At 36.1% G+C, this 12,928-nt stretch carries 13 protein-coding genes; 5 read left to right on the top strand and 8 right to left on the bottom strand.

The genetic code is table 11. The features are described from left to right. Positions 1-193: 193 nt before the first annotated feature. Positions 194-574 (bottom strand): winged helix-turn-helix transcriptional regulator, encoded by a 381-nt coding sequence (locus OKX56_RS00695; RefSeq protein WP_081582761.1) that lies wholly within the window; start codon positions 572-574, stop codon positions 194-196. Positions 575-703: 129 nt separating this feature from the next. Between OKX56_RS00695 and OKX56_RS00700 the strand changes: the two genes are divergently transcribed. The 5 genes from OKX56_RS00700 to OKX56_RS00720 are packed head-to-tail and all read left to right on the top strand — an operon-like array spanning position 704 to position 3,637. Then, positions 704-1,117, top strand: coding sequence for a flavodoxin family protein (locus OKX56_RS00700; RefSeq protein WP_201736491.1), 414 nt, complete (start codon positions 704-706; stop codon positions 1,115-1,117). Then, complete coding sequence (locus OKX56_RS00705) at positions 1,110-2,507, top strand: cobyrinic acid a,c-diamide synthase CobB (protein WP_015045064.1); 1,398 nt, start codon at positions 1,110-1,112, stop codon at positions 2,505-2,507. Before OKX56_RS00700 ends, OKX56_RS00705 begins: the two co-directional genes overlap by 8 nt. A 16-nt stretch (positions 2,508-2,523) precedes the next feature. Continuing rightward, a complete protein-coding gene (locus tag OKX56_RS00710) occupies positions 2,524-2,799 on the top strand; it encodes a cysteine-rich small domain-containing protein (protein ID WP_144020310.1) in 276 nt (91 codons plus the stop codon). 24 nt (positions 2,800-2,823) lie between these two features. Further along, entirely contained in the window at positions 2,824-3,483 is a 660-nt protein-coding gene (locus OKX56_RS00715) for a flavodoxin family protein (protein WP_015045066.1), read from the top strand. A 1-nt stretch (position 3,484) separates the two neighbouring features. Next, the gene (locus OKX56_RS00720) at positions 3,485-3,637 is read left to right on the top strand and encodes a nitroreductase family protein (protein ID WP_015045067.1); all 153 of its coding nucleotides are present in this window, start codon (positions 3,485-3,487) and stop codon (positions 3,635-3,637) included. A 19-nt stretch (positions 3,638-3,656) separates the two neighbouring features. On the opposite strand, the gene OKX56_RS00725 is transcribed toward OKX56_RS00720, so the two are convergent. From OKX56_RS00725 to OKX56_RS00755, 7 genes are all read right to left on the bottom strand, one after another. Next, a protein-coding gene (locus OKX56_RS00725) for an IS3 family transposase (protein ID WP_144020299.1) occupies positions 3,657-4,795 on the bottom strand; the annotation gives its coding sequence in 2 pieces (ribosomal slippage) (positions 3,657-4,564 and positions 4,564-4,795; 1,140 coding nt in all). Positions 4,796-5,227: 432 nt separating this feature from the next. Next, complete coding sequence (locus OKX56_RS00730; RefSeq protein WP_015045070.1) at positions 5,228-5,362, bottom strand: hypothetical protein; 135 nt, start codon at positions 5,360-5,362, stop codon at positions 5,228-5,230. Between the two features lie 15 nt (positions 5,363-5,377). Continuing rightward, positions 5,378-5,830: a hypothetical protein gene (locus tag OKX56_RS00735; protein WP_034378167.1), complete on the bottom strand. Its 453-nt coding sequence runs from the start codon at positions 5,828-5,830 to the stop codon at positions 5,378-5,380. 50 nt (positions 5,831-5,880) lie between these two features. Continuing rightward, complete coding sequence (locus OKX56_RS00740) at positions 5,881-6,648, bottom strand: helicase HerA domain-containing protein (RefSeq protein WP_021315330.1); 768 nt, start codon at positions 6,646-6,648, stop codon at positions 5,881-5,883. Between the two features lies 1 nt (position 6,649). Then, positions 6,650-7,780, bottom strand: a complete 1,131-nt coding sequence (locus OKX56_RS00745; RefSeq protein WP_021315329.1) for an SIR2 family protein — start codon at positions 7,778-7,780, stop codon at positions 6,650-6,652. A gap of 36 nt (positions 7,781-7,816) precedes the next feature. Then, complete coding sequence (locus tag OKX56_RS00750; protein WP_021315333.1) at positions 7,817-12,643, bottom strand: PDDEXK-like endonuclease domain-containing protein; 4,827 nt, start codon at positions 12,641-12,643, stop codon at positions 7,817-7,819. 14 nt (positions 12,644-12,657) lie between these two features. Continuing rightward, positions 12,658-12,879, bottom strand: a complete 222-nt coding sequence (locus tag OKX56_RS00755) for a YdbC family protein (protein WP_021315331.1) — start codon at positions 12,877-12,879, stop codon at positions 12,658-12,660. Positions 12,880-12,928 lie beyond the last annotated feature (49 nt).

The following is a 12,928-nucleotide window of genomic DNA, read 5'->3' on the forward strand; positions in this document are numbered from 1 at the left end:
GACAACCCTGAAAATTCTTGTATAATGCAGACAAAAGGAGCGACAGCCATTTAAGCTATTGCTCCCATAAAATATTCGCCTTATTTTACATCAATTTTAGAGTTTACACAGAGTTCGGGATACACCCATGTTTAAAGAAGGTTTAGCCTCTGATAGTACACGCTAGGCTAAACCTTTTATTTTAAGCGATTAATTAGTTGTCTTGATTGATCATGCCCATGTGTGTGAGATACTCGACTCCCCAAATATTCATAGCAGACAAGACATTGCCAAACTCGATTCCTAGTGGTGACAATTTGTATTCCACTTTAGGAGGTATGACGTTGTATACTTCCCGAACAATGACTTCATCTTGTTCCAATTCTCTCAATTGTCTCGTAAGTGTTGCCTGAGTTGCAGGAATAAGTCTACTTAGTTCATTAAATCGTTTGGTACCTTGTTGTAGATGCCAGAAAATTAGAAGTTTCCATTTTCCTTTTATGACTTTTTGTGCCATACAATATGGACAGAGTGCTTCTCTTACTTCTGGACTGATTTGGCAAGAGCCACATTCATCTAAGTATTTTTTAAACATTTCATCACCTCGGTATCATTAATGATAGTATCTATCAAAAATAATTATATTTTTAAAAACGGATATATATGTAATAATTATACTGAAAATAATTTAAAAAACAAGTCACATATTAAAAAGGAGGAGGAAATGATGAAAATAGCGGTGCGATATTATTCGAAAACGGGTAATACAAAAAAGTTAGCTGAAGCCATTGGAAGGGCTATAGGTGTTAAAGCTTTTCCACTTTCACAACCTGTAGACCCAGATACAGATATTTTATTTTTAGGAAGCTCTGTTTACGCAGCAGGCGTGTCCGGAGAAGTTAAAACCTTTATAAATACTTTAGACAAAAATGTTGGTAAAGTAGTTAATTTTAGTTCTGCGGCGATTATCGAGTCCACATACAATCAAGTTAAAAAATTAGTTAAGAAAAGAGGTATCACGATGTCTGATAAAGAGTTTCATTGTAGAGGGAGCTTTACAGTAATGCATCGTGGAAAACCAGATAAAGATGACTTGAAATCGGTAGCGACGTTTGCGAAGGAAGTTACAAATGGCTAACTTAGATAGAATGAATTGTCCAAGATTTGTCCTGGCAGGTACAAATAGTGGTGTAGGTAAAACGACAATCACCCTAGGTCTTTTAAATGGGTTTCGACGGAAAGGAATTAATGTTCAGCCATTTAAAAGTGGGCCAGACTATATCGATCCTGCATTTCATACATTTGTTACTGGAAACCCATCGCGAAATTTAGATACATGGCTTATACAGGAAAACCCTATAGAATATTTAATGCAACAAACTGGAGTGAATAAAGATCTTTCTATTATCGAAGGCGTAATGGGTTTTTATGATGGGCATATTGTTCATAAAAATGTTGGCAGTACTGCTCATTTATCAAAAGTATTAAAAGCACCAGTTGTACTCATCATTAATGGTAGTGGTATTTCTACAAGTGCCGCAGCAATTGTACACGGCTTTAAGCATTTTGATAATGATGTGGACGTAGCAGGTGTGATTATTAATCAGGTCAACAGTAAACGTCATTATGACATATTAAAAGAAGCTATTGAAGAAATGACGGGCGTAAAGTGTTTTGGCTATTTAAAGAAACACCCTGACATTAATTTGGATAGTCGTCATCTAGGTTTAATACCCTCTTATGAAGTAGAAGTGCTACAAGACAAAATCGACTTGATTAGTAATTTGATGGAAGACTCTATTGATTTTGATGGTTTACTGGAACTTGGGCAAAGTGCGGCACCATTAAAAAGAGTAGATTTAGGCATAAAAAAAGTTGTTGATGAAGTAAGAATTGGTGTGCCGTTGGATAAGGCCTTTAACTTCTACTATCAAGACAACTTAGAACTACTAGAAGCACTTGGAGCGAAACTAGTGTATTTTAGTCCTTTAGAAGATAAGGCAGTTCCAGCATCCATAGATGGTATTTACTTTGGAGGTGGTTTTCCAGAAGTATTTGTTAAAGAGCTATCGGCTAATAAACAAATGCGAACATCTATTAAAGAGTTTATTGAAGCAGGTGGCCCAGTTTATGCGGAATGTGGTGGACTTATGTATATGTGTAACCGGATAGTGGATCTTGAGGATAATGCTTATGAAATGGTTGGTATCTTGGAAAATGACTCTGTCATGACAAAAAAGTTACAACGATTTGGTTATGTAGATGTCAGAATCAATAAGGAATCGATTATTGGATCAGATATGACCAATTTTGAAGCTCATGAGTTTCATCGCTCAAAACTGACGGAGCACTTGGATGACCAGACAGTTTATAGTGTTGAAAAAGACAGAGGTAATGGCAATATCAATAAATGGTCATGTGGTTATACCTACAAAAATTTCCTTGGTGGGTATGCACATATTCATTTTTACAATAATCTAGAAATTCCTAGGAATTTTTTATATACATGCGAAAAAAGAAAAAAATGAATTAAAGGAGTAAATGATGAGAACATACAAAACGGATAATTATAAGTTTAATCAACATAGACAATGTGAAATTTTTCCTTGTCACAAAGGAGTAGAGGAAGACAAGTTTAACTGCCTTTTCTGTTATTGTCCATTGTATATGTTAGGTAACGAATGTGGCGGTAACTTCAAAGTGACCAATGGGGTAAAAGATTGTTCCGGCTGTACAAAACCTCATGCTGAAGGTAGTTATGACTTTGTCATGTCAAAAATAAAGATGGTTATTCAAAAAGGATCAAGTTTTATTAAGTAATTCAATTATAGGAGGTGTATGAATATGATTTTAGGTATATCAGGTAGTCCGAGGGAAAATGGTATTACCGCTCACGCTATCAAAGAAATTCTTTCTCAGAGCAAGGAGGACACACAGTATATCTCCCTATTTGGGAAACATATAGGAGGTTGCATCAGTTGCCTTGGTTGTACGAAAGACAATAAATGCGTTGTAGAAGATGATTTTCAAGAGATTGCAGAAGCTATGGCTCAAGCAGACGCTATTGTTCTAGGCGTACCTAATTATTATGATGTACCCAATGCTTTGACACATGCGATGTTAGAACGATGTTTCTGCTTTCGTCACCAAGGCACCTTCTCCTTAAAAGATAAACCGATTGTCATTCTATCGACTGGTTATTCTAAGGATGAAGAAAATAGTCAAGTACTGAATATAGTAGAACATTTTGCGAATAAAAATAAAATGAAAGTAATTTCAAAATTTTTAGTGGGTGCTTTTTCGCAATGTTACTCATGTAAATATGGTATGACTTGTGCTGACGGAAATATTGTGAAAGATAACGGTTTTGTTGATAAAATTACAACAGAGATGTTACCACCCAAATTTAAACAGCAAGAAAATTCTATTTTAAAATGTCATCGTGCGGCAGATACTATCACCAAACTGTTAGCCATGTATAAAGAGCGTAAAGGAGTGCAATAGCATGGAACTAAAAGAAGTTGTCAGCAAGAGACAGAGTATCCGTCGATTTAAAGATACGGAGATCTCAGATAAAGATATTATTGAATTGGTTGAAGTTGCGACTAAAGCACCTTCATCAATGAATATTCAAAATGGATCTATGTCAATATCTTAGACACAAAAAGCTGAACTTTTCATGCAATTTTTCTAGCTAAATCTTCACAGTTTTGTGGTGAGATATAACCAATGCTGCTATGTATCCTTTTTCTATTGTACCAAGCTTCTATATATTCAAATATCGATAATCTTGCTGTGTCAAAATCAAAATATTTAACAAGGTGGACTTCCTCTTTTTTCAAAGAAGCATGAAATGACTCTATACAAGCGTTGTCGTAAGGACATCCCTTTGCACTAAAGGAATGGGTAATAAGTTTAGTACTATCTATGTATTGCTTGAAAGCGGAGCTTGTATACTGACATCCTAAATCACTATGAAGTATTAATGGAGTGCTTGGTTTTTGAAGCTGTACAGCATTCTTTACAGCCCGTAGCGCTAATGGGGTATCAATAGTTTTAGACATAGCATGTCCTATTATTTTCTTACTATATAGATCCATAACCGAAGCTAAGTAACACCAACCATCTTTAATTGTGTGGATGTAAGTAATATCAGTTACCCACTTTTCATTAATAGTAGCTGTTTCAAAATCCCTTTTTAAAAGGTTTTCTTTCTCTACTATTTTCCTTTTAGATGATGCTGGTCTAAATTTTTTTATTATTATAGATTTTATTCCCAACTTCTTCATTAAACGTTGAGTTCTTTTTAAACTAATAATTATCCCCAATGCTTTTAGTGATTCATTTATTTTGGGTGCTCCATAACGGTTTTTGCTCTCTTTGTGGATATTTATGATTTCTTTTTCTATATTTTTATTTTCTAATTCTCGATCACTTGGTTTTTTATTTAAATACTTGTAATAAGAGCTCCTAGCTACCTTTAAAACCTTACACATGAGCTTAATATCATGATATTTCTTGTTGTTAGTGATGAATTCAAATATAGTAGTTACTTCCTTGCGAATATGCCCATAGCCTTTTTTAATATTTCAATTTCTTCCTCAAGTTTTGCATTTTTCTTTAATAAATTTTTATGTTCCACTGCTGTTATAGTTGTATTTTTATCTACAGAAACAGGTTTATTTTTCTTTACCCAGCCAGTTATTGTTGATTTTGATACGGCATATTCACTATTCAACTCTGCTAGGCTCTTTCCAGAATTATAAAGTTCTACTATTGTTTTTTTAAATTCATCTGTATATTGTTTTTGACTCATAGCCTTTTCAGCTTCAATCTTTTTTAACTATATTTGCGGAATTCCCCATCCTTTAAGCCACCTTGCTCGTTTTAGAGAGAGCGTAGGGTGGGGATAGATAGCAATATTCTTGAGGATATTCGATATATCCGAAAGAATAGGGTATAATATAGCTAATGCATTGTTCTTTTACAACTGAATATACGAGGTTTCCGCAAGAAAATGGTTTGCGGAGTAAAATATTCAACCTATTCGCACCTATGCCAGAAGAGCGAAAACCAAGCTTTGACGCTGGCATAGTAAGAGCAATCGACAATCCCTAAATGGGGTGGCTTCTCGCCAAGAAGAAATAAACTGGCATTCGATTGTGTCTATGACACCAACCGTCGGTGCGACGGGGTTAGCTTGGGTAAACTTATAGCATTAGCTATATTGACCAAGAAGCTCCCACTTCTAAAGTGGCGAGTAGTTCACTGCAGCCATTATTCCTTTTTTTTCTTCCTGAACATCCTCGTCTTTTTCTGCACAAATTCTGCATAGTCCATTATAGTTGTCCACTTCTTTTATATAGCATTTCTTGCAGTACATAACTGTATCATCCTTCTACAGATAATATCCTCCATTGTTATAGACTATATCTACACCGTTGATTGTTTTGTAGATAACATAACCAAGCCTGTTGACTCTTCTTACTCCATCAATCAGAGCAAGAAGTTCTCCTTCTGCGTCTACTATTGTTCCAGGAAATGCTTCGGGGTTATCCTTTAAGACATCCTTTATTAGATTTCCAAGTTCTTCAGAATACTCGTCATTAGCGTTTTTTTCAAAGCTAAAGTCTTTTCCAAAACCATCAAAGCTTTTGCTTTTGAAATTGTAAAAAGATAGCTTGTCTTTTACATATGAAAGCATTTCGCTCTCTTCTGTAACGTCTGTAAAGCATTCAGTGTCTTTACAATTGTCGCAAACAGTGGTTATTTCCCAGTCTTCAATGCTTGTGTCTACCGTTTGTACATACTCGCAATTACTACATCTCTTTTTTTCAAGTCTTTTTTCCATTTTTTTCACCTTTTAAATAGCTCTTAATATTTAAGAGCCCCTTTCTTTAGTTATATATTACGAAAACCAAGTGAAAAAAATAAATGAACGCAAAATTCGGGCTCAATTGAACCCGAATCTGCCGACTTTAGTGTCCGTTTTATAGTTTCAGAGAGAATACCCCTAGTATTCAACTCACAAATTGATGATTCATATTCTCCGTTTGAGTCAATAATGATGAACTTTGCTCCAACAGCGGAATTGCTTTTCTTTTTAAAAACGTTTTGGATTATCCGCGCAACTGTATTGGATTTACCTGCTCCAGTATTTCCGAAAACAGCAAAATGAAAACCAAAAAACTTATCTATGTTTATCTTAACATCGTAGTCTGGAAATATAACGGATGAACCTATTGTCAACGAAACCGCTCTTGTTAGTTGCTTATCAGCATCTATCACAATTTCCTCATTGCCAATCTCGAGCATAGTTCTTAAATCTATTTCAGTAATAATACTGATCTCAGAAAAGATGAAAGGCATTTTTGAAACACCAAATACAAAAGCGCCTCCTGATATCTCACCGATAAGATTTAAATTGACCATTCTATTACTGTTCGGCTTATTCATTATTTCCGAACCAACAGAATTTTTTTCATCTATAGAAATAATTTCCGCAATGACCTTTCTATCAGTTTCCTCAATAGAAACATATGATCCAATTTCTCCGACAAATCTAATCCCATCAACTGTATTAACATAGTTCCCAATGTTAGGATACAATTCAGCTACAATCCATTTGCTACTTATTGTAATAACCCGACCAATATTACGGTTCGTCATATTAGTCATCTCCTTTTAACGCCGACTCAATCGCCTTGAACTTTTCCTGTAAATCTATTCTCTCCTTGATGTCGTCTTGAATGTCCGGCAACAACTTTCTGACGAAATTATCAAAGTAATGAATTTTATCCTCAGAGTTAATAACCCATATTCTGCTATCGTTAGCCGATATTAATTTTTCGATGTTTGTCCCACTACCCAGAACAACTAATCGAAAACTTGGGACTGATAACATGTTGAGAATAATCCTGTTGATATGATCATCTGAGAAGCTATAACCCAACGTCACTAAAATACTATTATTTTTCATAAGGGACTGTTGCATATTTCGCATTAAGTCTGAATATGGAGTCATAAGCGTTGTTCTGTCTTTTAATGGTGTGGGATAAATCATCACGGTCTCATCCGTAATATTTTCAATTGCTTTTTCAATTACAACCGAATCTTTGTTTATCCAGTTGATAGACCCATGGATTTTATATAAATTGAAGAAATTGGATATTCTGTCCCAAACGTCTTTATTTAAGTTCATATTTTCAACAAAAGCGTAATTGTACGCTATTGGGTTGAACTTCCTTTCGTATGTTCCTGTAAACCCATTATTGTAGAAGAATCCCAATTCATCTAGCGCCTTCTCAGAATACAAATCATAGTTAGTCGTAAAAATATTAATTGGATTCCGCCTGTTCTTCCTCAAAATCTTGAGATAGAACTCTTTATATATATCATTTACCTCTTCACATTTCATACCTTCAATAATTTGAAGACGAATAAATGACTGTACACGCTTAATTTTCTCATCAATATCTGGCTCTATCGCACAAATATGATTTACCGATCTTACAGAAATCATATAATCAAGCATGCTCTCTAAGTTACCTTCAAAATGTTGCTTCAAAGGAGTCTCTTGCACAGAAAAATCTTCATGCTCCTCAAAAAAACGTTTGGCTAAAGTCCCCATTATCGGTATAGATTTTTCAACTTCATCTATAACGCAACTTGAACAACCAGAACCAATCAAAAAATTGAGATTCTCAACTTGAAGACATTGAGCAAACTCTTTTTTCATCATATCCTGTGAGACCATTTTTTTTACCTTACTCTTATAAAAAACAATATTCTCTGATTCCATTACCTCACCCCTTTTAAAAAAATTTTAGAAAACCCTTTAAGATTTCCTGTTTCTAAAATCAAACTTTGGTTTACCAAGACAGGCAGCTTCCGTTGCTTTAGCTTCTACCGCTCTTGGCTTTTCTTTTATTTGGTTCACGGTTTTCTGCTTTTCCCGAAAGTCAAAAGTTAGCGCTGTTTCGCTTTTTTCTGCCTTTTGCTCAACTTCGTTTCTAACGACTTTTTGATCGGCCACAATTAATGGTTCTGCTGCTACTTCTTCTTTTTCTGCAACCTCTGAATTATCGGCACATTTCGAGGAATCTACCGCTTCATCTTCGCTATATTCTAAAGTGTATTTATGAATATCAAGCATACCAGTCAACTGATCCATTGAAACCTCGGCTGGCTTAGAATCAATCACTTCGGGACTTTCGTTATGATAAAGCTGTTCAACAACTTCATTCCTGTAAGCGCTCGCTCTAATCTTCACAACATTTAACAGCGTATCATTTGCTTGCAAATCAGATTCTACATCTTCAAATGATGGATGTATCCCATACTTTAACAATGAATCTAGTACGTTCTTCATTGTCTGCTCAGGATAGCGATAGTACTCACTTCCCCTGATCCTTATAAAACGCCATCCTAAGCGCTCCAATATTGCTTGTCTCGCAAGATCGTTATTCAAATTGTCACTGGTATGGAACCGTTCGCCATCACATTCCAGAGCTACTTTTTTATCGCCATATTGAATGACCATGTCAATCCTATAAGCGCCAACTTTGAACTGTGGAATAACCTTATACCGTTCAGCCAATAGAAGCTTCATTACTTCCATTTCAAAAGGCGATTCGCTCATTGACAGCAGGTTGTCCTGATCACGATTAGGGTTTATCGCATATTTAATCAATTTTAATCTTAAATCATCCGATTTTAGATCAATATCCGGATTCAATGAATGAATTACCCACAATTGATTCCTTGCACGGCTCACGGCAACATTGTAGCGCTTTCTGTATTTATCGTTGTTTCCATCTTCGCTTAGCAGTCGGAGTGGCCCGCCATTTTCATTTGGGCTATCCACTAAACTTAAGATTATGATATCCCTTTCGTCACCTTGAAATTGAGGTGGGGTACCGCATTGTATGCGTCTTTCCTCATACACGATTGGGTCAACAACTGCCTGAAGTTTTTTCTCGATGGCAGCACTTTGCTCATTGCCCAGCATCGAAATCACACCAATGGTTTGTCCCTTATATTCATCCATTTCTAAAAATGCTTGAATCAGAGATACTATATGATCCGCTTCAACGTCATTCACTTTCTTATTATTCCTTGATGCTCCGGCTACTCTGTATTCGACTACTGGTGGATATATTGAAGTGCTTGAAGAATCCCTTAACGGCTTTATTCTGCCATTATAGGACAAGTCATTGCTGAATCCGATGATTTCTGGCAAGCACCTAAAATGCTCAGTCAGCATAAGTGGCTTAAATCCTGATGATTTTGCCATATCATATAGAGATGTCAATCCGTTATATAAATGGTTGTTTGGAATGCGTTCTAAATGTTGAGCAACCAAGGCATTTACTTCATCCGATTTAACACCAAAAGCATCTGGGCTAACCTGTTCATCATCGCCTACTATAATCACCTTTTTAGCCAGGTACAAGGCTGCAAGAGATAAAATATTCGCTTGGCTGGCCTCATCAATAATGATGACATCAAATTTGTTGTTCCGTGGATCGAAGGTTTCCACAACTCTATTAAGCGGCATAATCCATATCGGTATTGCCATTTGACAAAGTGGCATGAGCTCTCTTGCTTTCGCCTTCAGCATTGGTGCATTCTTTCCGGTTCCTTTGCCTATCTGTTTAACGGTATTTCTCCACCCTTGCAATGCTTGATTTTGCTTGTCTGTCTGGTTCTTTATCTTTTCATACCACGCTTTTTCAAATGCGAGTGTCCTCGCATTTTTCAATAACATTACGTTGATTTGCTCAATATCAGCTTGAATTTTGGCAGGATCAAGACCATCCAATCTTTCGATTTGATTCCTCAGTTGAAAATGCTTCCAAGCCTCATCTAAATGTTCCGGCATTGCGTTTTGTGAATGGATACCTTCTCGAATTTCTATTTGCTTTGCAATGGTTGGCGCTATTACTCTAATTCGAGACAAAAGATGCATTCTCTTTTCTGCAATTTCATTTTTTTCGATTAACGAATTTAACGCCTTCAAATGGCCACTATATGCGTTTTCATCAAGATCATGAACCGCAGTATAGAGAGCTTGGATATAAGAATTCGAATCAATATAAACGCTTAGAAGAGCCTTATAGTCTTCTATTTTCAAATTTATATCTTTCAGATCAGCATCATCTATTTTTGCATGCAACAAGGCTCGTGCCGATACTAAATAATTAAATGCAGCATCAAGATTGTCTATAGATGAAATGCGTGGAAGCCTCTTTTCACTGACCCATTGAATACATTCTTCAACGCTTTTGAGAAAAGCTTCACAATCGTTCCGATACCAGCTCAAAGCTGATACAATCTGATCTTTATATTTACGAATTTTATTTTCAAAATCGTCGAATACCAGTTTATCGATATTCGTGATATCTGAAAGTAGTTTTCTAATCAATTTCACGAGATCTTGTTTTTCATCTTCATAGGAAATAAGCTCATATGCTTTTATGAACTCATCTTTTGATTCAATCAATTTCCCATTTATTTTTATGGCGTCTCTTGTCCGCTTCCATTCACCCTTGGCTAATAACCCAATTGGCTTCTCTTTCCCTGAGTCAATGATGTTTTCAAGGATTTTAAGCGCTGATTTACTAATTATCGACTCTTCTATAGAAAAATCGTTATTCAATTTCAGTTTTCGATAAGACTCATATTTTGTCTGTATTATTCCTGTCTTTTCAAGCACATCATCCCAAAGCCTCGGATATGTTGGATCAACTATCGTTTGATTGATGATGGCTTTTTCCAAAGGTTCAAATCCACTAATTGTTGAAATCCGTTTGTTCGATTCATTCAGAAGATGATTGACTGTCGATATATTTGCCGTAAATATTGCTTCTTCAAGAACTGTATTACCTGAAAGAATTCCCTTCAAGTCATTGATAAGATCTACTTGGGCTGCAAAGTCCGCACTGCTTATTATCTGATCACTGGATGGATATGCCTTCCTTAGAAGGTTTTCTTCTTCGCCACTCAGTCTGTCGTTTGAAGAATAAAGAAAGACTAATTCTTCGTGTGTTAGCGGAAAGCCGACCTCATTATCATTACTTTTTCCACCGATGTAATCAAACACGTCATTACCGCTATTTAAAAACTTCGCAGCTTCAATTGGCGATATTGTGTGATTGTCAAAAATCAAGTCCTTATATTCCATGGATCTTGCTCTGACAAGCTCATCAGTCAATTGCTTCGACTGATTTACCAGATCTTTTCTTTCTTCTTCAAGACGTTTTATTTTTTTCTGAGAACTATGCAAATCCATAGACGAGCTTTTGGACGCGATCTCATTGATCGCTTCATCCATCTCTTTCTTTTGTGAAGTGGAGCTTAATATGCTAATACACAGATTCTGAAGATTAAGTTCCGGATCGTGTGGATCTCGATAAACTTTCTCCTTCAATACAGCCAAGGCTTTCTCTGTATGACTTGTAACTAGAACGCTATTGCCCTGACTCAACAAATGTCCTATGAGATTTGCAATGGTATGTGTTTTCCCAGTACCAGGAGGCCCTTGAACCAAAACAGCCCCATATCGATCCAAGTACTTAATAATACGTAGCTGTTCATTGTTTGCAGGCAAAGTTAATAAGACATCTTCATCGATGCCACTGTGATTCCAGCTTTTTTCAACTATCTCTTCTTGTGGTCTTTCTGCGTATATACCTGACATTATTTCGAAAAATTCGGGCAGTTCAATCTCCGAATTCGTTTGCACATCTTCAATCACACCCTCAATAAAGCTTGAAAAGCCTAGAGTACGCTTTCTTAGGAAAAGAATTGGTGCTGAGTATATTATTGCCATTTCATTGATTGGTTTGCGTTGTTCAACAAAAGTGCCTTTGATATCCACAACATTGATAATGCGTTTAAATAGTGCAGATGTATTCTCAAATAAAGAGATATCATAGTCTCCATCATCGATTTCCAAAATAATGTCTGATAACATTTTCTGGTTGATGGAAGGAATGACTCTAAGCATGGGCGTATATATCTCCGATTTTTTTTCTTCACAATATACTTTAAATGATGGTACATGGGCATCAAAATGCAAGAGCACCTTTTGAAGAAGCACAGGATGGTCTATGACTCTTTCCGACGTATACCATCTAATATTCCCATCGCCAAGCATTAACTCAACGCTTTCAGATTCCAGCTTCATCTCAGAATACAATTGATACAGCTTGTTATATAAATCAAGCCCTTTAGACTTTGGAACCTCTATATCTCGCCAGCTGTTTCGTGCTGAAAGCCAAAGTTGATATGTATCTACACGGGCTTGATCATCTGTAAAAAACTCATCGTTGTAGACCAAATCACCCGTATCATCCAGAGATGCTCTCGGCAATTTATCAGCGACTTCAATCTTATCTACGCTTAGCTTCTTCCAATCATTCTTGATCCATTCAATCAACGATTCCAGTGGATTTGGACATGGCAAAAGAGTTGGTCGTTTAATCTCCAAATAATCCATCTCTCCTACTTCATGACCAAGAAATACACTTCGTATTTCGTCAATTACTGGAATATCCGAAATATTTAAACTCCACTTCTGATTATCGATCTCTGTAATAACAGGGTTCGATATTTCATTAAACTCTTTTAAAAAATTAAAGATATTGATTATCTCCGCCATTGCCATCACCCACTTTACAATTCTATTGCATTCAATACTTCCCTGAGATTTCTAACTTCTTCGTCTGACAGCGTAGCACCTTTGCCCATTTTTTTCTCTTCGTGGTGCCAGTCTCGTAGATCAAATTTTGCAGGTCTATCATTCCAGCTCACTTTATTGAGCTCCTTTGTCCAGCCCTTGCCATTTTCGGACAAAACCGCAATACGCTCTGTAATTTCATATTTGAATTCTGACATGATCGCATTTCTCCCCTTTACTTTTAATCAGGTATTAAGTACATTGCTG

The sequence above is a fragment of the Dehalobacter sp. genome (assembly GCF_030063005.1).
Lineage (GTDB): Bacteria > Bacillota > Desulfitobacteriia > Desulfitobacteriales > Syntrophobotulaceae > Dehalobacter > Dehalobacter restrictus.

What these genes read in the sequence shown, in the direction of transcription:
- OKX56_RS00735 (WP_034378167.1), bottom strand. Translation starts at nt 5,830, where the DNA reads ATGGAAAAAAGACTTGAAAAAAAGAGATGTAGTAATTGCGAGTATGTA.
- OKX56_RS00730 (WP_015045070.1), bottom strand. Translation starts at nt 5,362, where the DNA reads ATGTACTGCAAGAAATGCTATATAAAAGAAGTGGACAACTATAATGGA.
- OKX56_RS00700 (WP_201736491.1), top strand. Translation starts at nt 704, where the DNA reads ATGATGAAAATAGCGGTGCGATATTATTCGAAAACGGGTAATACAAAA.
- OKX56_RS00740 (WP_021315330.1), bottom strand. Translation starts at nt 6,648, where the DNA reads ATGACGAACCGTAATATTGGTCGGGTTATTACAATAAGTAGCAAATGG.
- OKX56_RS00710 (WP_144020310.1), top strand. Translation starts at nt 2,524, where the DNA reads ATGAGAACATACAAAACGGATAATTATAAGTTTAATCAACATAGACAA.
- OKX56_RS00715 (WP_015045066.1), top strand. Translation starts at nt 2,824, where the DNA reads ATGATTTTAGGTATATCAGGTAGTCCGAGGGAAAATGGTATTACCGCT.
- OKX56_RS00705 (WP_015045064.1), top strand. Translation starts at nt 1,110, where the DNA reads ATGGCTAACTTAGATAGAATGAATTGTCCAAGATTTGTCCTGGCAGGT.
- OKX56_RS00745 (WP_021315329.1), bottom strand. Translation starts at nt 7,780, where the DNA reads ATGGAATCAGAGAATATTGTTTTTTATAAGAGTAAGGTAAAAAAAATG.
- OKX56_RS00720 (WP_015045067.1), top strand. Translation starts at nt 3,485, where the DNA reads ATGGAACTAAAAGAAGTTGTCAGCAAGAGACAGAGTATCCGTCGATTT.
- OKX56_RS00695 (WP_081582761.1), bottom strand. Translation starts at nt 574, where the DNA reads ATGTTTAAAAAATACTTAGATGAATGTGGCTCTTGCCAAATCAGTCCA.
- OKX56_RS00750 (WP_021315333.1), bottom strand. Translation starts at nt 12,643, where the DNA reads ATGGCGGAGATAATCAATATCTTTAATTTTTTAAAAGAGTTTAATGAA.
- OKX56_RS00755 (WP_021315331.1), bottom strand. Translation starts at nt 12,879, where the DNA reads ATGTCAGAATTCAAATATGAAATTACAGAGCGTATTGCGGTTTTGTCC.